The organism is Variovorax sp. efr-133-TYG-130 (assembly GCF_030208835.1).
Lineage (GTDB): Bacteria > Pseudomonadota > Gammaproteobacteria > Burkholderiales > Burkholderiaceae_C > Variovorax.
Genome location: NZ_JARVTD010000012.1, coordinates 51656 through 69122, shown reverse-complemented (window position 1 = coordinate 69122; position 17467 = coordinate 51656). Strand labels below are relative to the sequence as shown.

General features: G+C 68.2%; 18 protein-coding genes. 5 read left to right on the top strand and 13 right to left on the bottom strand.

What is annotated here, in order from left to right; genetic code table 11:
* Positions 1-23: 23 nt before the first annotated feature.
* From QRN67_RS15785 to QRN67_RS15775, 3 genes are all read right to left on the bottom strand, one after another.
* Positions 24-1316 carry an NAD(P)/FAD-dependent oxidoreductase gene (locus tag QRN67_RS15785; RefSeq protein WP_285412529.1) on the bottom strand — a complete coding sequence of 431 codons (1293 nt, stop codon included), beginning with the start codon at positions 1314-1316 and terminating at the stop codon, positions 24-26.
* Between the two features lie 31 nt (positions 1317-1347).
* Positions 1348-2013, bottom strand: coding sequence for a haloacid dehalogenase type II (locus QRN67_RS15780; protein ID WP_081270965.1), 666 nt, complete (start codon positions 2011-2013; stop codon positions 1348-1350).
* An 87-nt stretch (positions 2014-2100) separates the two neighbouring features.
* Positions 2101-2307: a hypothetical protein gene (locus QRN67_RS15775; protein ID WP_285412527.1), complete on the bottom strand. Its 207-nt coding sequence runs from the start codon at positions 2305-2307 to the stop codon at positions 2101-2103.
* A 221-nt stretch (positions 2308-2528) separates the two neighbouring features.
* Between QRN67_RS15775 and QRN67_RS15770 the strand changes: the two genes are divergently transcribed.
* The 4 genes from QRN67_RS15770 to QRN67_RS15755 all read left to right on the top strand — a co-directional run bounded on the left by QRN67_RS15770 (position 2529) and on the right by QRN67_RS15755 (position 6522).
* The gene (locus tag QRN67_RS15770) at positions 2529-3407 is read left to right on the top strand and encodes a GNAT family N-acetyltransferase (RefSeq protein WP_285412525.1); all 879 of its coding nucleotides are present in this window, start codon (positions 2529-2531) and stop codon (positions 3405-3407) included.
* 59 nt (positions 3408-3466) lie between these two features.
* Entirely contained in the window at positions 3467-4399 is a 933-nt protein-coding gene (locus tag QRN67_RS15765) for a 2-hydroxyacid dehydrogenase (RefSeq protein ID WP_285412524.1), read from the top strand.
* Positions 4400-4556: 157 nt separating this feature from the next.
* On the top strand, positions 4557-5960 hold the full coding sequence (locus tag QRN67_RS15760) for an aspartate aminotransferase family protein (protein WP_285412522.1): 1404 nt from the start codon (positions 4557-4559) through the stop codon (positions 5958-5960).
* 67 nt (positions 5961-6027) lie between these two features.
* Complete coding sequence (locus tag QRN67_RS15755; RefSeq protein WP_081270961.1) at positions 6028-6522, top strand: Lrp/AsnC family transcriptional regulator; 495 nt, start codon at positions 6028-6030, stop codon at positions 6520-6522.
* A gap of 36 nt (positions 6523-6558) precedes the next feature.
* Here the strand turns inward: QRN67_RS15755 and QRN67_RS15750 are convergent, their stop codons facing one another.
* The 7 genes from QRN67_RS15750 to QRN67_RS15720 all read right to left on the bottom strand — a co-directional run bounded on the left by QRN67_RS15750 (position 6559) and on the right by QRN67_RS15720 (position 14239).
* Positions 6559-7257 (bottom strand): HAD-IA family hydrolase, encoded by a 699-nt coding sequence (locus QRN67_RS15750; protein WP_285412520.1) that lies wholly within the window; start codon positions 7255-7257, stop codon positions 6559-6561.
* Positions 7258-7433: 176 nt separating this feature from the next.
* The gene (locus QRN67_RS15745) at positions 7434-9593 is read right to left on the bottom strand and encodes an FUSC family protein (RefSeq protein ID WP_285412518.1); all 2160 of its coding nucleotides are present in this window, start codon (positions 9591-9593) and stop codon (positions 7434-7436) included.
* A gap of 11 nt (positions 9594-9604) precedes the next feature.
* Positions 9605-9946, bottom strand: coding sequence for a carboxymuconolactone decarboxylase family protein (locus QRN67_RS15740; protein WP_081270958.1), 342 nt, complete (start codon positions 9944-9946; stop codon positions 9605-9607).
* An 88-nt stretch (positions 9947-10034) separates the two neighbouring features.
* The gene (locus QRN67_RS15735; RefSeq protein WP_081270957.1) at positions 10035-10595 is read right to left on the bottom strand and encodes a hypothetical protein; all 561 of its coding nucleotides are present in this window, start codon (positions 10593-10595) and stop codon (positions 10035-10037) included.
* A gap of 156 nt (positions 10596-10751) precedes the next feature.
* Positions 10752-11738 (bottom strand): NAD(P)H-quinone oxidoreductase, encoded by a 987-nt coding sequence (locus QRN67_RS15730; protein ID WP_285412516.1) that lies wholly within the window; start codon positions 11736-11738, stop codon positions 10752-10754.
* Positions 11739-11752: 14 nt separating this feature from the next.
* Positions 11753-12748, bottom strand: coding sequence for a Bug family tripartite tricarboxylate transporter substrate binding protein (locus tag QRN67_RS15725; RefSeq protein WP_285412514.1), 996 nt, complete (start codon positions 12746-12748; stop codon positions 11753-11755).
* 33 nt (positions 12749-12781) lie between these two features.
* Positions 12782-14239, bottom strand: coding sequence for an NAD-dependent succinate-semialdehyde dehydrogenase (locus QRN67_RS15720; protein ID WP_503010901.1), 1458 nt, complete (start codon positions 14237-14239; stop codon positions 12782-12784).
* A gap of 109 nt (positions 14240-14348) precedes the next feature.
* Between QRN67_RS15720 and QRN67_RS15715 the strand changes: the two genes are divergently transcribed.
* Positions 14349-15260 (top strand): LysR family transcriptional regulator, encoded by a 912-nt coding sequence (locus QRN67_RS15715; protein WP_240204954.1) that lies wholly within the window; start codon positions 14349-14351, stop codon positions 15258-15260.
* A 15-nt stretch (positions 15261-15275) separates the two neighbouring features.
* On the opposite strand, the gene QRN67_RS15710 is transcribed toward QRN67_RS15715, so the two are convergent.
* The 3 genes from QRN67_RS15710 to QRN67_RS15700 all read right to left on the bottom strand — a co-directional run bounded on the left by QRN67_RS15710 (position 15276) and on the right by QRN67_RS15700 (position 17450).
* Positions 15276-15605, bottom strand: coding sequence for a hypothetical protein (locus QRN67_RS15710; RefSeq protein ID WP_081270952.1), 330 nt, complete (start codon positions 15603-15605; stop codon positions 15276-15278).
* Between the two features lie 127 nt (positions 15606-15732).
* Positions 15733-16983, bottom strand: a complete 1251-nt coding sequence (locus QRN67_RS15705; protein ID WP_285412509.1) for an FAD binding domain-containing protein — start codon at positions 16981-16983, stop codon at positions 15733-15735.
* Complete coding sequence (locus QRN67_RS15700) at positions 16980-17450, bottom strand: VOC family protein (protein WP_081270950.1); 471 nt, start codon at positions 17448-17450, stop codon at positions 16980-16982. The genes QRN67_RS15705 and QRN67_RS15700 overlap by 4 nt, the downstream gene beginning before the upstream one ends.
* Positions 17451-17467: the final 17 nt, after the last annotated feature.

Here is a 17467-nt window from a genome sequence, read left to right as displayed (position 1 = left end):
GAAAGAAGGGGCGAAGGCAAGCCTCAGGCCAGCCTGTCCTTGAGCCGGTAGTAGAGGCCCACCGCCGGAAGGAACCACGGCGGGCCGAAGTGGCCGGGAATGGCGGGCCAGTCGCGGCCCTGCCACGGGTTGGCGCCCGCATCGCCGTTCATCACGGCGGCCATGCGATCGCCCATGTGCACCGACATCTGCGTGCCGTGGCCGCTGTAGCCCATGGCGTAGTAGAGGCCGTCGCGTTCGCCGGCGTGCGGCAGGCGGTCCTGCGTCATGTCGACCAGTCCGCCCCAGCAATAGTCGAGCCGCACCTCGCCGAGCTGCGGAAAGGTCTGGGCCAGCCCTGCGCGCAGGATCTCTCCGCTGGCGGCGTCCGACTGCGGGCTGGAGACCGCGAAGCGTGCGCGCCCGCCGAACACCAGCCGGTGGTCCGCCGTGAGCCGGAAGTAGTGGTGGATGTTCGCGATGGTCGTGTAGGTGCGCTGTCCCGCGAGCAGCGCCTGCGCGCGCTCCGCGCCCAGCGGCTCGGTGACGACGATGAAGCTGCCGATCGGCACGATGCGCCGGCGCAGCCAGCCGAAGCTGCCGTACCCGCCATGGCGCGTCGCGCCCGTGGCCAGCAGCACCTGCTGGGCGGCGACCGTGCCGCGCGCTGTGTGCAGCCGGTGGGCGTGGCCCTGGCCCACCCGTTCGATGCGGCGCACCTCGGTGCCGGTGTGGATCTGCGCGCCGCAGCGCTGCGCTGCCGTCGCCAGCCCGTGCGCGAAGCGGCCCATGTGCATCTGGCCGCTGCGCCTGTAGAGCAGGCCGCCGTGGAAGCGATCGCTCTGCACTTCGGCGCGCACGCGTGCCGCGTCCAGGATCTCGATGTCGCTGTCCACGCCATCGTCGAGCAGGCGCCGCGCGCTGTGCGCGAGCGCGCTCATCTGGTTCGCCCGCGTGGCGAGCTTGAGCTTGCCGTGGCGCATGAAGTCGCAGTCGATGGCTTCCTCGCGCACCAGCCGCGCCACGGTGTCGACCGCGGCGTCGTACGCGTGGTACCAGCCGCGTGCGCGTTCGACGCCCACCTTGGCGGCCACATCGGCGTAGTCGACCGCCAGCCCGTTGTTGACGTGCCCGCCGTTGCGCCCCGACGCTTCGGCCGCCACCCGCGCGCCGGCTTCGAGCACCGCGACACGCGCGCCCCGCCTGGCCAGCGCCAGCGCCGCCGACAGGCCGGTGAAGCCGCCGCCGACGATGGCGACGTCGACCTGCGCCGGCAGCTCTCGCGCTTCGGGCACGAAGGCAGGTGCCGAATCGGTCCAGTAAGAGTCGAGCTTCATGGCTGGGGGCTGGTGCGGTGGAGAAGAAAGATCAGAGACCCACGACGCCGGGCAGGCCGCCGATGTCCTTGATTTCCGTGTAGCGGTACGCCGGATTGCCGGGCCCGTGGCCGCGGTTGACGAACACCTTGTTGACGATGCCCAGGTCGTCCGCCGACATCAGGTCGTAGCGCAGGCTGGACGAGACGTGCAGCACGTCTTCAGGGTTGCAGCCCAGCGAGTCGAGCATGTACTCGAAGGCCGTCAGGCGCGGCTTGTAGGCCTGGGCCTGCTGCGCGGTGTAGACGCGGTGGAAGGGCGCGCCCAGCGTCGCGACGTTCTTCTGGATCTGGTCGTCCGATGCGTTCGACAGGATCACCAGCGGAATTTCCTTGGCCACCTTGGCCAGGCCGGCGGGCACGTCGTCGTGCGGGCCCCAGGTGGGCACCGCGTCGTAGATTTTCTGCGCGTCGATGTCGAAGTACTGGATCTTCCATTTGCGGCACAGGCGTCGCACGGCGTTCTTCAGCACCACCTCGTAGGGCTGCCAGGCGCCCAGCACCTCGTCGAAGCGGTAGGCCGCGAAGTCGGCGATGAACTGCGCCATGCGCTCGGCCGGAACGCGGTCGGCAAAGAGCTCGTGGGACATCTCCGCCATGCGGAAGCGGGTCAGCGTTCCGTAGCAGTCGAAAGTCACGTACTTGGGTTTGAAGGTCATGGTCTCTGGTCCTGTGTGTCGTTAGTTCGTCGGCCTGTTGGAACCGGTCGCTGGCCACTTCTTCAGACGGCAATTGCGACAAGCAAATTACGGATTGATTGCAGCACGCAGCAAGGCAGCAGTTGTACGGAAATACGTTGCCCGCCGCGATGAAGCTGCGGTTTGGAGGGCCGGCGACGGCATGCCATGCGGTCTGCCCTGCGCAGGTGCGGCGTGCACCTCGGTGCGCCGCCGATGCACGGCGATGCGGCCGGCATCGGCCGGGAAGATCTGTCGCGTCTGGAAGGCTTGCATGGGCGTGTGATCGGTGGGACTGCGCAAGAGCGGCGGTCCATGCTAGGCAGGTTGGCGCAGCATTTGTATGCGTACAGCGGCGCCCCACCGCAGCGAATTGCAAAACCGGGGCGCTCGGCAGCCGAAGCTTGCAAGTTGCGTCGCGGGTCGCTTCCGGTCTGGCAACGCGCGCCGATGTCGTCCAAGATGGAAGGGAAATCCCTTTGCTGCGAGACCCTTCAATGCCCGACCAGACCCCGAATGCACCCGCCGGCGACGGCGTGGTGCTCAGACCGATGACCCCCTCCGACCTGCCGTCCGCGCAGGCGCTGACCGACCAGTTGCGCTGGCCGCACCGGCTGGCGGACTGGGAGCAGGTGTTCGCGCATGCGCAGGGCGTGGTGGCCGAGCGTGACGGCGAGATCGTCGGTTGCGCGCTGCGCTGGCTCTGGGGCGAGCGCCACGCAAGCCTGGGCCTCGTGGTCGTGACGCCGGCCTGCCAAGGCCGCCGCATCGGGCATCGCCTGATGAGCGCGGTGCTCGACGGCCTGGAGGAGCGCACGGTGCTGCTGCACGCCACCGCCGAGGGGCGCGGCCTCTACGAGCGCCTGGGCTTCGTGCGCACGGGCGAACTGCGCCAGCACCAGGGCCTCGCGCAGCCCGCGCCGCTGGTGGCCCTGCAGCCCGGCTGGCGACTGCGGCCCGCCGGTGTCCACGAGGCCGCCGCGTTGCAGGCCCTGGACGCCGCGGCGCGCGGCATGCCGCGCGATGCACTGATCAAGGATCTGCTCGCCAGCGCCGACGCCTGCGTGGTGCTCGACCAGGACAACGAACCGCGCGGCTTCGCAATGCTGCGCCGCTTCGGGCGCGGTCATTCGATAGGGCCGGTGGTCGCGCCCGATCTCGATGGCGCCAAGGCGCTGATCGCGCACCTCGCCAGCGTGAATGCCGGGCACTTCACGCGCATCGACATCGACTTCGACAGCGGACTGGCCGAATGCCTGGAGAGCATCGGGCTGCTGCGCGTGGATGCGCCCACGACGATGGTGCGTGGTGCGCCTCTCGTGACGCCGCCCGGCGGGCCCTCGCTCTTCGCCGTCGTGACCCAGGCCGTGGGATGAGCGCGTGCTGTTCAGGGCGCGAGCGCGCCGACCGGGTACCAGCCTGAGCCGATCTCCTCATGAAAACCACCTTCCTCTACAAATCCGACCCGGCAAGAGGCCGTCTGTGGGCCGACGTGTTCCGTCGACGCGCGCCCGACATCGACTTCCGCATCTGGCCCGACATCGGCGATCCGGCGCAGGTGCGCTTCCTCGCGGCGTGGGAGCCGCCGGACGACCTGGCGACGCGCTTCCCCGATCTGCAGGTGCTGTTTTCTTCGGGCGCGGGCGTCGACCAGTTCGACTTCGCGTCGCTGCCACCTGCGCTGCCCGTGGTGCGCATGGTCGAGCCCGGCATCGTGCGCGGCATGGTCGAGTACGTGACGCATGCGGTGCTCGGCCTGCACCGTGACATGCCGCAATACCGGCGCCAGCAGCAGGAGGGCCTCTGGAAGCCGCTGACGGTGCGCCCTGCGAGCGAACGCCGCGTCGGCGTGCTCGGGCTGGGCTCGCTCGGGCAGTCCGTGCTGGCACAGCTCGTGGCGCTGGGCTTCGACTGCGCGGGCTGGAGCCGTTCGCGCCATGCCGTCGACGGCGTGCAATGCCATGCCGGCGCGGACGAACTGCCGGCCTTCCTCGCGCGCACCGACATCCTCGTGTGCCTGCTGCCGCTGACCGATTCGACGCGCGGTTTTCTCGATGCGCGGCTGTTCTCGTTGCTGCCACCGGGCGCCGGGCTGGTGCATGTGGGGCGCGGGCCGCAACTCGTGGATGCCGACCTCCTGCGCGCACTCGCCAGCGGACAGATCGGCGATGCGGTGCTCGACGTGACCGATCCCGAGCCGCTGCCGCCGGAGCATGACTTCTGGCGCCATCCGCGCATCCAGCTCACGCCGCACATCGCGAGCATGACGCAGCCATTGAGCGCGGCGGAAGTGGTGCTCGACAACCTCGCGCGCTTCGAGGCAGGCAAGCCGATGGTCGGGCTGGTCGACCGCGCGCGCGGGTACTGAGCGGAGGAATCGCAGGCCGCCGCACGATCTGCTGCACGCCGCATGCACAACCGCAGGCTGCTGCGTGCGGCACCCCCAAAGCAGCACCACCTCGCAGGGCGTGCCGCCTAAGCTGAAGGCATCGAAAGCTTCCTCCGCTCTCGCTCCTTCACAGCCCATGACGCACCCCACCGCACTGCCCCAGCAAGCCGCGCTCGACGCCGTCGACCGCGCGCACCTCATCCACCCCGTCTCGCCCTGGCGCGTGCACGAGCAGCGCGGGCCCACCGTGCTGGCCTCGGGCCAGGGCGCCTGGCTCACCGACGGCAACGGCCACCAACTGCTCGACGCCTTCGCCGGCCTGTGGTGCGTGAACGTGGGCTACGGGCAGGAGAGCGTGGTGCAGGCCGCCACCGAGCAGATGCGCAAGCTGCCGTACGCGACCGGCTACTTCCACTTCAGCAGCGAGCCGGCCATCCGCCTGGCGCAGAAGCTGGTGCAGATCACGCCCGCGTCGCTGACCCGCGTGTACCTCACGCTGGGCGGCTCCGAGGCGGTCGATGCCGCGGTGCGCTTCATCGTGCAGTACTACAACGCGACCGGCCGGCCGTTGAAGAAGCAGTTCATTTCGCTGGAGCGCGGCTACCACGGCTCGTCGTCCACCGGCGCGGGCCTCACGGCGCTGCCGGCCTTCCATCGCGGCTTCGACCTGCCGCTGCCCACGCAGCACTACATCGCGTCGCCCTATGCCTACCGCCATGCCGACGGCGCCGATCCGCAGGCACTGATTGCCTCGTCGGTCGCGGCGCTGCGCGCCAAGGTGGCCGAGCTGGGCGCGGACAACGTGGCGGCCTTCTTCTGCGAGCCCATCCAGGGCTCGGGCGGCGTCATCGTGCCGCCCAAGGGCTGGCTCAAGGCCATGCGCGAGGCCGCGCGCGAGCTGGACATCCTCTTCGTGGTCGACGAGGTGATCACCGGCTTCGGCCGCACCGGCCCCATGTTCGCCTGCGAGGCCGAAGGCGTGGAGCCCGACCTGATGACCATGGCCAAGGGCCTGACGGCCGGCTACGTGCCGATGGGCGCGACCATGATGTCCGAGAAGGTCTACGCCGGCATCGCCGACGGCGCGCCTGCGGGCGCATCCATCGGCCACGGCGCGACCTATTCGGCGCACCCGGTCGGCGCCGCTGTCGCGCTCGAGGTGCTGCGGCTCTACGAGGAAGGCGGCATCCTGGCCAACGGCCAGCGCGGCGCGGCGCATTTCTCGGCCGGGCTCGACGCGCTGCGCGCGCATCCGCTGGTGGGCGACGCACGCCACCGCGGCCTGCTGGGCGCGCTGGAGCTGGTGAGCGACAAGGCCAGCAAGCGCGGCTTCGATGCGGCGCTCGGGTTGTCCGACCGCATCTTCGCAGCCGGCTATCGCAACGGGCTGGTGTTCCGCTCCTTCGGCGATCACATCCTCGGCTTTGCGCCCGCGCTCACCTTCACGCAGGACGAGTTCGCGCAGCTGTTCGCGCGCCTGAAGAAGACGCTCGACGACGTGCTCGACGCGCCCGACGTCCGCGCTGCGCTGGCGACTTGAAAGGACTGCCCCGGCATCGCGCCGACGAAGCAGAATCGAGGCCTCTTTCGCTTTTTTCAGGATTGCCATGTCTGAAGCTTTCAAGATCGACCGACTTGACCTGCGCATCCTGTCCCAGTTGCAGAAGAACGGGCGCATGACCAACGTCGACCTGGCCGACGCGGTCGGGTTGTCGCCCAGCCCCTGCCTGATCCGGGTGAAGCGACTGGAGCAGGCCGGCTACATCGCCGGCTACGGCGCGCACCTGCGGCTCGAAAAACTCGGCGACACGCTGACCGTGTTCACCGAGGTCACCCTGTCGGACCACCACCGCGAGGATTTCGTGCGCTTCGAGGCCGCGATCCGCGAGGTCGACGAGGTGCTCGAATGCCATCTGGTCAGTGGCGGCTACGACTACCTGCTGCGCTTCCTCACCCGTGGGGTGAACCACTACCAGGAAGTGATCGAGGGGCTGCTCGAACGCAACATCGGTATCGCGAAGTACTTCAGCTACATCGTCATCAAGTCGCCGTTCATCAAGACGCACTGTCCGATCGAACGGCTCTTTCCCCACGAGCGCTGACCGGCGCCTGCGCGATGCAGGCGACGGCCGTGGTGCTCAATGCCCGGCTTCGACCGCATCGGCCAGTTCGGCCAGCGTGTGGAAGCGGTAGTCGGGCACGGTGTGCTTCGACTCGATGGTGCCGCCCGAACCTTTCTGCGCATGACGGCGCTCGATCCAGCAGGTCGTGATGCCCAACTGCTTGGAAATGCCGATGTCGTGGTACTGGCTCTGTGCCACGTGCAGGTTGTCGGCCTGCTTGAAGCCCCAGGCGCCTTCGAAGCGGCCGCGTGCATAGGCGAAGTAGCGCGCATCGGGCTTCTCGCACAGCGCGTCGTCGCAGCTCAGCAGCATGTCGAAAGGCGAGCCCAGCGTCTTGTCGAAATGCGCCAGTGCCCAGGCCTGCGCATTGGTCATCGTCACCAGCTTGAAGCGCTTGCCGAGCCGCTTCAGCGCTTCCACCGCATCGGGGAAGGCCGGCCATTGCGAGACCGAATCGCGCAGGCCCTGGGCAATGGCGTCGTCATCGGGCAGGCCCAGCGCGGGGGCGACCGCGTGCCAGCAGCGCGCCAGGTCGTCGGGATACCAGCCGGCGTTGCCGTCGGCACGTGCGCGCCGGTAGGCGGCGAGGAAGTCGTCGTCGCTCACCCGGGCATCGGGCGCCACGCTGCGCAGATAGGCGAGCATGCCGCCCTCGAAATCGATCAGCGTGCCGACGACGTCGAAGGTGAGGACCTTGAAATCTTTCAGGGACATGGAACAGCTCCAGGAAGGAAGTGGGATGGCTTCGTCGAGCATAGGTCCGCCACCGGGAGCACGGTCCTGAACTGGGGTTACGCCGCGGCACAGGATGTCGTTGTCGGCGGCCCTCCAGCATCTTCTTGCGCAAAGGGTGAATGGCCCGGCGGCCTGCCGCCTCGGGGCAGTCGCAATCAACCGGCCTCGGGATCGCGAGGCAGCCCGCCATTTGCCCGACGAGCGAGCATCGAACGAAGCTTGCACGATGCCATCCCGACGTTGGCGGCGTCCTTCAATGCATCCTGAAGCCTGGGCAGCAGATCGGGAACGGAACCGAGCGCAGATCGGGCGGCCGGCTCAAGCACCGAACTGCGCTCCAGCGTGCTTGGCCGCAATGCGTGATCGAGCTCGCAGACGACTTGCGCCAGAGCGTTGCCGAGTGGCGCGGGGCCGGGCGCTCGCCCATGCAACGTGAGTGAAAGCCGCGCGTTCGAGAGATGCGACATCAGGTCGTAGGCCGCTGCCAGCCACAGTGTCAGTTCCGCGGCGGGGAGCCGAACGGAAGCCGGTTCCGCCAGGGTTCGCGACTGGGTTGCCCCGATCGCGCGGATCGCGTCGTATGCGCGTTGCCGGGTGAATCTTGGCAAGCCTGGAGATGCTTCGTCCAGCTTCAGGATCTCCGCGGCGTAGGCGCGGATGGCCTCATGTGCCTGGCGTAGATCGTTCGACAGGCGGCGTCTCTCCCAGCTGGGCAATGCGTAGCTCGCGGCCCATCCGACGAGGGCGCCGATCACGGTGTCGGCGACACGCTCCAGGATGCTGAAGTCGGTGCCGTGCGCGACGAGATGCGCCTGCAGGACCGCCATCACGGCGGCCGCGGCGGCGGTGACCGAGTAGCGCACACCCAGGTATGCGTGGGCAACACCCGCAGCGACCAGAAAGCACAAGGTCAGAAAGAGCGTCGAGGAGCTCCACGCCAGAAGCGCCACCACCACACACCCCGACAACGTACCCCATACGCGGGCATTGCGTCGCACGAGCGTCTGCGCCAGACTGCCTTGCATCACGACCGTGACACTCAGAAGTACCCACTGCGGATGCGCAGTCCAGGGCAGGAGCCGGCAGATGGCGTAGGCCGATCCGGCAGCCAAGGCGGTCCTCACCGCGTACCTGAACGTGGGAGAGTCGGGCCGCAGTTGCGTCCAGATGGCAGCCCATCGCCACGCGTCAGGCGCGATGTAGCGGCGAAGGTCCGAGCGCCGACACGGCAGCCGGGGCTGCTCGATGGCGGTGTGCATTGCCTGTATCGCCCGAACGTGGGCGAACTGGCTTCGAAGGATCTCGGCGACGACCCGTCGCGCGTCATCGCGTCCATCGCCGGCTCGCGCCTCCAGCGCATCGAGAAGGCGCCCGATCTGCCGTTCCACCGTCGCGTCGAGCGGCTGCAGCCTGGCGGTTCGGACATGCTGCGCGACACCTTCCATAGCAAGCGCCATGTGCTGGAGCACGTCGGCAAAAATCAGTCGCTCCTGCAACGAGGCGGTGCCATGCCGGACAAGCGCCGTGTCGATCTTTCCGGCAATGGCGAGATCGCGCAGGTCCGTCAATCGCAGAAGAACGCAGGTTTGCAGGTGCGCCGCAGGCCCGTCGGTGTTCGCGAAGATCAGATCCCGCGCGGCTTGCATCTGCTCGGCAAGCTTCGCTTCCTGGCGCACGACCTGTTCCTGCACCTGCAGATCGGCGGGATCGCGCGTGCGCGCCGCCAGTGCACGAAGAAGACCGGCCATGTCCTGCACGACTGACGCCAGCGCCAGTCTTCGCCAGGTCGGTTGCAGGAGATGCGCGGTGAGGACAGCCCAGATCCAATAGCCTATGGCGCCGACCAGCCCCCAGGCGGCGGAGTCGACCGTCAGGCCTTGCGACGCTGGAACGGACATCGCGAAGACGAGTGACATGGTGGTCGCAAAAGAAACCGTCCCGGCCTTCGGTCCCCAGGCTTGGAGGAGCATGGCAGCGAACACGATCAGAACGACGGTCGGGATCACGATCGCTTCGCAGGGCCTGACTGCCAGGAACAACGTTGCGCAGACGGTACTGGCGATGACTGCCGCCAGCACGCGCCGTGCCACGCGGTCCGTGGTGGTCACGACGTCGGCCAGGCTGGCACAGACGCCCGTTGCAATCGCGGCTTGCGCCGCATGGGCACCTGCCATCAGCAGTATGGAGCCTTGCACGAGCATCAGCCCTGATGCGACAGTCAAGCCGTTGACCACCCAGGCCGGCATCCGGAGTAACGCCCGAAGCGGAAGATGAATGCGGCGGCCGCGGGGCGCGGAAGCGGGGACAGCGCTCATGATCGGCCTCGTCACCTTGAGCCGGCGTTCAACGCGCCAAGCACTTCGGCTGCAATGGCGGAGGCGCTGATGGCCGAGGGGAATCCTCCGTAGAAGGCCAGGTGTGTGATGAGCGCCGATATCTGTGGCTTTTCCAACCCGTTGTCGATGGCGCGCCGCAGATGTGCCGGCAGTTCCTCCGGCCGGTGCAAAACGATCAGTGCGGCGAGCGTCGCGAGGCTGCGCTCTCTCGCAGAAAGGCGATCATCCGCCCACACTTGCGAGAACAGCGGATCTTCGACGAGCGCCGAAAGTTCAGGCGTGAAGGCGCGTGCCGTCTCGCGCGGCGACTGGTTGTGGTTGTCGCTTTTCATGAGCTTGCATCAAGGGTGTTGTGCGCGCGGCCAAGACGTCGGACGCGGAAGCAGCGACACCGCGCGGTGTCGCCGCCGACGCTTCTTCCTATGCGGCGACAGCCGTGGCGTTGGCCAGCGCCGCACGGGCGATGCTCTGTGCGAACAAAGGCGTTTCGCGGCTGTTGTGGTCCCCGGAGGCCACCTGACGATCGTGCGATGCCTGCTCGAAGGTCACCCCGTGGCTTGCGATGAAATTCAGGAAGTCCTCCGTCGGGTGGGACACCACCGAGTTCGTGTACTCGGTGCGTCCGTCGCTCAGGCCCTTGGCGCTGAGCTCCCAGATGACCTGCACCCGCGTGCGGCCCGCCGGTGTGAAGACATCCGAGGTGGAGACCATGAGACAGCGGCGCTTTCCGACGACTTCACCCACGTAGTGCTGGATGACCAGACCGGTGCCGATCTGCTCCACATTGATGGACATCGGACGACCATCATCGGTGCGGGTCGTGCCGCACGAGATGTGGTCCGGCGGCGCGCACCGCTGGTACTCGGCTTCGGCCAGGCCGAAGAGCCATTTGCCGATGTCGATCTGCTCGATGGGGACGTCGATGATGTGGCTGAAGGCCGATTGGGAGAGGACGAGGTCGCTGCGGATGATGTCGGTCATGAGGACTCTTTGAAAGGACATTGGATGGAGGCGAAAGTGCCAGCCGGTGTTGGAAACTGCGCGCGGCGCTGTTGCCGGGATCCAATGTCTCAAGCCCGTGTTGCGGCGGGATTCCAGCCGCGCCGTCGAGCGTTTCAGCTGTAATCGCCCGGGCAATCAACCACCGGGCAGCAGGAGAATCTTCCCGACGCTCTCGCCCGATTCCATGCGCCGATGGGCCTGTGCCGCCTCGCAGAGCGCATAGGTGCTGTCGATCACCGGACGGATCACGCCGCCCGCCAACGCATCGAGCCAACGCTGCGCGAAGCGCTGGACCATGGCCTGCTTGACCTCGGGCGGACGCGACTTCATCACCGTGCCGAAGATCTGCAGGTGGCGGTACAGCAGCACGTCCATCGGCAGCACGGCGCCCTCGGTGCCTCCGAGCAGGCCGACGACCACCAAACGCCCGCCCACTGCCAGCGAACGCACGTTGCGCTCCAGGTAAGAGGGGCCGACGAAGTCGATCACGACGTCCACGCCTTGGCCGTGCGTCTTGCGGGCCACCACGGACTGGAAGTCGTCGGTGCGGTAGTCGATCACCTCGTCGGCGCCGAAACGCTCGACGGCACCGCGCTTGTCGCCGCCCGCGGTGGCGAACACGCGCGCGCCGGCGGCGTGTGCAAGCTGTACCGCGGCGGACCCGACCCCGCCCGCCGCTGCATGGATCAGCACCGATTCGCCGGCTTGCAGGCGGGCCAGATGGAACAGCGCCTCGTGCGCCGTCACGAACACCTCGGCCACCGCGCCGGCCTCGCGCAGCGCGAGGCCGGGCGGGACGTGCATGGCCATGCGGTGATCGATGCGCGACAGTTCGGCATAGGCGCCCCCGCCCACGATGCCCATGACACGGTCCCCGATGGCGTAACCCCGCACCTGCGACCCCATGTCCACCACCGTTCCGGCGATTTCCAGGCCCATGATGTCCGAGTCACCGAAGTTGGCGCGCCCGTAGGCCCCTTTGCGATGCGACATGTCGGCGCGGTTGACGCCGATCGAGGCATTGGCCACCAGCAGGTCATGGGGCCGAACCTCCGGGCGGGCAACCTCGCGGGTCGTGAGCACTTCGGGTCCGCCGAACTCGTCGAAAACGATGGCTTGCATGGCTTGTTTCTCTTTCATTCCAGAACGAGGTGAAGGCCCTTGACCGCTTCGGCCCAGACCTTGTCTTGCTGCGCAAGAAATTGCCTGAACTGCTGGGCGCTTCCCGTGTCGGGCTGCATTCCGAGTTGCTCCAGGCGCTGGCGCAACGCGGGATCGGCGAAGGCCTGCGCGGCGGCCTTGTTGAGCTTTTCCACGTTGGCGGGAGACAGTCCCCGGGGGCCGAAGAAACCGAACCAGCCCTGCACGCCGAAACCGGGATAGCCCGACTCGGCCACGGTGGGCACGTCGGGCAGCACGGAGACGCGGCTCGGGCCGGTGATCGCCAGGACCTTGATGCGCTTGTTCGCGTGGTACGTCATGGTGGTGGCCAGCGATGTCTCGAAGGACAGGTCGATATGGTTGGCGAGCAGGTCCTGCATCGCGGGCGCGGCACCCTTGTAGGGGACGTGGACCATGTCGACCCTGGTCGCCTTCGCCAGGATCTCGGCGCTCAGGTGCGGGATCGAACCCGGACCCACGCTCGCATAGGTGACCTTGCCGGGATTCGCCTTTGCGTACCTGACGAACTCGGCGAAGGTGTTGAACGGCGCGCCGGGCCCGGCGATGACGGCGCCCGGGGTGTTGACCAGGTTGGTGATCGGCGTGAAGTCGCGCGCCGGGTCGAACGGCAGCTTGCGGCTCAGGTGGGGACCGATCGACAGCGCGCTGACGGTCAGCACGCCCAGGGTGTAGCCGTCTGGCGCCGCCCTTGCCACGGCCTGCGTCCCGATGTTGCCTCCAGCGCCTGCGCGGTTGTCCACCACGACCGGTTGTCCGAGCGCCGTTGCCATGCGATGTGCAAGTTCACGCGCCACCACGTCGGTCACGCCGCCCGCCGGAAACGGGACGACCAGCGTGATCGGGCGGCTGGGGTAGGTGTCTTGCGCGAGAGCGTGGCCGCAGAGTGGTCCGAATGCAATGGCAAGCGCCACGATAGCGCTGGTGCGAATGCCTCGCGTGGTGAGCTTCATGGTGATGTCTCCTGTTTTTTCTGTGCCTGCGTATCAGACCTGGCTGATGAACTTCGTGTGGAGGTAGCTCTGGATGCCTTCGGCACCACCTTCCGAGCCATGGCCGCTGTCCTTGATGCCGCCGAACGGCAGCTCGCAAACAATCATCTGCGCGTGGTTGATGCCGATCATTCCGGCCTCCAGCTCGTCACCCACGCGCAGCGCGGTACGCGCCGACTCGGTGAATGCGTACGCCGCCAGCCCGTACGGCAGCCGGTTCGCTTCGGCGAGGGCTTCGTCGATCGTGTCGAACGGGCGCACCACGGCCAGCGGACCGAAGGGCTCCTCGTGCATGACCTTGGCATGCGCCGGCACATCCGTGAGGATGGTGGGCTGCCAGAACAGCCCGGGACGGTCGATGCGCTCGCCGCCGGCGCGCACCGTGGCGCCGCAGGCGCGGGCGTCGGCCACGAGCGCCGCGATGGCCTCGATGCGCCTTGCGTTCGACACCGGACCCACCTGCGTTTGTGGATCGAGGCCGTCGCCGAGCTTCAAGGCCTGCGTCTCGGCGATGAACCTGCTCAGGAACGGCTCGTACACCGTGCGCTGCACCAGGATGCGCGTGGGCGACAGGCAGATCTGCCCGGTGCCGCGGAACTTGTTGGCCGCCAGCAGCCGGGCCGCCGCGTCGATGTCCGCGTCGGCGAACACCAGCACCGGCGCATGCCCACCCAGTTCCAGCGTGATGGGCTTGAGCGCCTGGCCGGCCTGGGCGGCCAGCAAGCGTCCGACCGGCACCGAGCCGGTGAACGAGACCTTGCGGATCACGGGCGATTCGATGAGATGCCGCGAGATCAGCTCGGGCACGCCGAACACCACGTTGAGCACGCCCTTGGGCAGGCCCGCGTCGTCCAGCGCGCGCGCGATGGCCAGGGCCGTCGCGGGGCACTCCTCGCCCGGCTTGATGACGACCGAGCAGCCGGCGGCCAGCGCGGCCGCGATCTTGCGGCTGGGCGTGATGGCCGGAAAGTTCCAGGGTGCGAAGGCCGCGACCGGGCCGATCGGTTCCTTGTGCACGCGCTGGTGCACCTCGGGGCGCCGCGAGGGGACGGTGCGGCCGTAGACGCGGCGGCCCTCTTCGGCAAACCACTCGAAATAGTCCGCCGAACTCGCCAGCTCGTACCGAGCTTCATGCAAGGCCTTGCCCTGCTCCAGCGTCAGCTGCCGGGCGATGGGCTCGGCGCGTTCGCGCAACAGCGCGGCCGCGCGGCGCAGCACCTGGGCCCTGTCGTAGGCCGGCGTGCGGCGCCATAGCGCGAAGCCGCGATCCGCGGCCTCCAGGGCGCGATCCAGGTCGGCCTGGCGTGCATGCGGCACGTGGCCGATCACATCGCCCGTGGCCGGGTTGAACACCGCCGACGTGTCGCGGCCGGTGCCGTCGATCCACTCGCCGTCGATGAACAGAAACAACTCGTCGTAGGGCTCGGTCACGGGGTCTCCTTTGCTTTGCATGCTTAAATCGGTGAAGTGGGGGAATCGTAGGCAGGCACCTGCCAGCGAACAATCACCCGCCCCGCGAAACATCTTTGCAAGGAGCGCAAATGTGAGCCAGGCTCGAACCATGGAAAACCTGGAAGTCTTCGTCGACACGGTGCGTGCCGGCTCCTTCTCCGCCGTGGCGCGGCGCAGGGGTGTGGCCGTGTCGTCGGTGGCGCGGCAGATCGACGCGCTGGAACAGGAACTGAAGGCGTCGCTGTTCACGCGCTCCACACGGGCCATGCGCCCCACGGACGCGGGAGAGCTGCTCTTTCGCCGCGCCGTGCAGATCCTCAGCGACCTGGCCGATGCCCGCAGCGAGGTGAGCTCGGTCGAGGCCGCGGTCGAGGGCGTTCTGCGCGTGAGCTGCCTGCCCACCTTCGGGCGGCGCTATGTGGTTCCTTGCCTTGCCAGGCTGTTCGAGGCCCACCCGGGGTTGAGCGTGGAGCTCGACCTGACCGAGCGCATCGCCGACCCGACCACCGAGCGGCTGGATCTGGCCATCCGCTTCGGCCATCTGCCCGACAGCGCGCTCGTGAGCACCAAGCTCGCCGACCAGACCTACGTGGTGTGCGCCGCGCCGGACTACCTGCGGCGCCACGGCCCGCTGCAGTCGCTCGACGCCCTGGGCACGCACCGGTTGATCGACAAGCGCCGCAGCCAGAGCCAGCTCGGCTGGCGCGAAGTGTTGGGTGACGACCTGCCGCAGCACGGCTGTTGCGTCTTCGAAGCGGACGACTACGACGCCCAACGACACGCGGCCGTCGATGGCGTCGGCATCGTCCGCCTGCCGGACTGGGTGGTCGGGCACGACATCGGCCGCGGGGCGCTGGTGGCGCTGCAACCGCAGGGCTTGCCACCGGCCGAGGTGACCGGCATCCACCTGGTGCGGGCACTGCCACGCCCCAGTGCCCGCTTGAAAGCCTTCGCCACGGCATTGACCGACTTCGTCGGCCGCCCGGCGAGCTGGCAGCGCGCGATGGCACAGGGCGCCTGAGGACGCAGGCCCTGCTCACTTCGCGCCGGGCAGGTCCGGCGTGCCGCCCTGCTGTGCGGGCTTGCGGTCCGGGTGGCGCGCTTCGCGCGATGCGACGCGCGTCTGGCCCGACTTGGCGGACTTGTCGCTGCCGATGCTGTCGTCCTCGGCCGTCTTGAGTTCGTCGCCGCCCACGGCCTTGACCTTGCCGGGCGTCCTCGCGTCCTTCTTCGCTTCGGCGCGCAGTTGCGGCTTGCTGTCGAGGATCGGCGAACGCGTGGACGATGCGTCGCCGCCGGCCTGGGCGTGGGCCAGGCCGGCCGTGGCTGCGAGTGCGAAGGCTGCGAGCGTGTAGATAGCTTTCATCTGGAGACCTCTGTGTGCTTGTCGGTGAATGGATGTGTGATGCGCTGTTCGCTCACCACGCCGTGATTCTTCAAGCGCGCGGCTTCGCATTCATTTCAGGCCAGGGGTCGCGGATTACGTGTGTAACTCAGCCGGCCGGTACCGTGCCTTGCGGCCGCAGCGGCGGGACCGCGGTCTCGCGCATCACCGCTTCCGTCGAGCGATAGCGTTCGGCCATGGCGCGCTCGGTCGGCGTGCTGAGCTGTGCCTGCATGTAGGCGCCGAGTGCGCGCGCGTGGTGCACGATGAAGCTGCCTGCCTCCCGGCGGCTTCGTTCGTAGGCTTTCAACGCGTCGGCAATATCCACGTGGCTGTCGAGTGCGCGCACCAGCATGGCCGCATCGCTGCCGGCCTTGGTGACGCCCATGCCGCAATGGGGCCGGGCGACGAATGCCGCGTCGCCCAGGAGCGCGACGCGCCCGAAGGCCAGGCGCTCGCTTTCCAGGTCGAAAATGGGCTGGAAGAAGAGGTTGTCGGTTTTCTCGACGACCTCGGCGAACTGCGGTGCGAGCACGTCCTGGGCGGCCTGTCTTGCCGCGGCCAGGACCTCGGGGCGAATCAAGGGCGGCGGAATGCCGTCGGGCCACGTCTTGCCGGACGCGTCGGTCAGCATCTCGCGCAGCGTGGTGGCCTGGTCGGCGGGCCGGTACCAGACGAAGTTGTAGCGACGTTTGCCCGGCGCCACGCTGTTGCCGTGTCCCGCGACCGGGTAGGCGATCATCTGTTCGCGTGGCGGCAGGCCGAAGGCGAAGAACGGGAAGAGTTCCTCCAGCGTGCGGGGCGAGAGGCTGGCTTCTTCGACCAGGCCGCGCCACGCCACGTAGCCCGCGTACTGCGGCATCGCCTGCGGCAGCAGGACCTTGCGAACCGTGGAGCGCAGGCCGTCGGCGGCCACCAGCAGATCGCCGCGCTCGACCTTGCCGTCGGAGAACACGACGCGCACGCCCTGCGCATCCTGCTCGAACGACACCAGCTGCTTGTCGTTGTGGTAGCGCTCCGACGGAAAGGCCCGGCGCAGCACCTGGTAGAGGCGCCCCCAGGCAGTGAGCGTCTGCGGCAGCGGCCTGGAATCCTCGCGCGTGCCGTCGCGCGCAAGCGTGATCCGCTCGCGCACCTCGACGCCGATGCCGTCCGCGACGTCGACACCGGCCGCCGTCAGTACCTCCATGAGCTCCGGATGCGTCACGACGCCCGCACCGCGGCTTTCGAGATCATCGGCCACGCGTTCGTACACATGCACATCCCAGCCGCTGCGCAGCAGCAGGTTGGCCGCGAACAGCCCGCCGAGCGATCCGCCGATGACCAGGGCCTTGCGAGCCGGTGCAGACGACGCGCTCATGCCGCAGCTCCCGGCGCAGTGCCCGCGGCGAGCGCCCGCGCCTCTTCCGCAGCGAAGTTCAGTTCGATCGTCACGCCTGACGGGTCTTCCACGAACACCTGGTGCAGCCCCAGGCTGGGAACGGTGCGCTCGCGGAACGCCAGGCCGGCGTCGCGCAGACGCTGGTGCACATCCGGGAGATCGCTGGCCAGGAATGCCAGGTGGTCGACAGCGGCACTGCCATGCAGCGATGCCTGCGCCTTGTCGCCGAGGTAGGCGATCAGGCCTTCGGGCGAACTGGCATCGATGCCGATGATGTGCACCACACCGAACTGCGCCTCGTCGCCCCCTTTGTAGAGCCACAGCCCCGGAAAGTCGAAGGGCGGGCGAAACCCTTCCTGCAGGCCGAGCACGTCGACATAGAAGCGGCGCGACGCGTCGAGATTTGTCGTGCGAACCGAATAGTGCGCGAGGGTCTGGATGGTCATTGTGTCCTTTGGGCAAT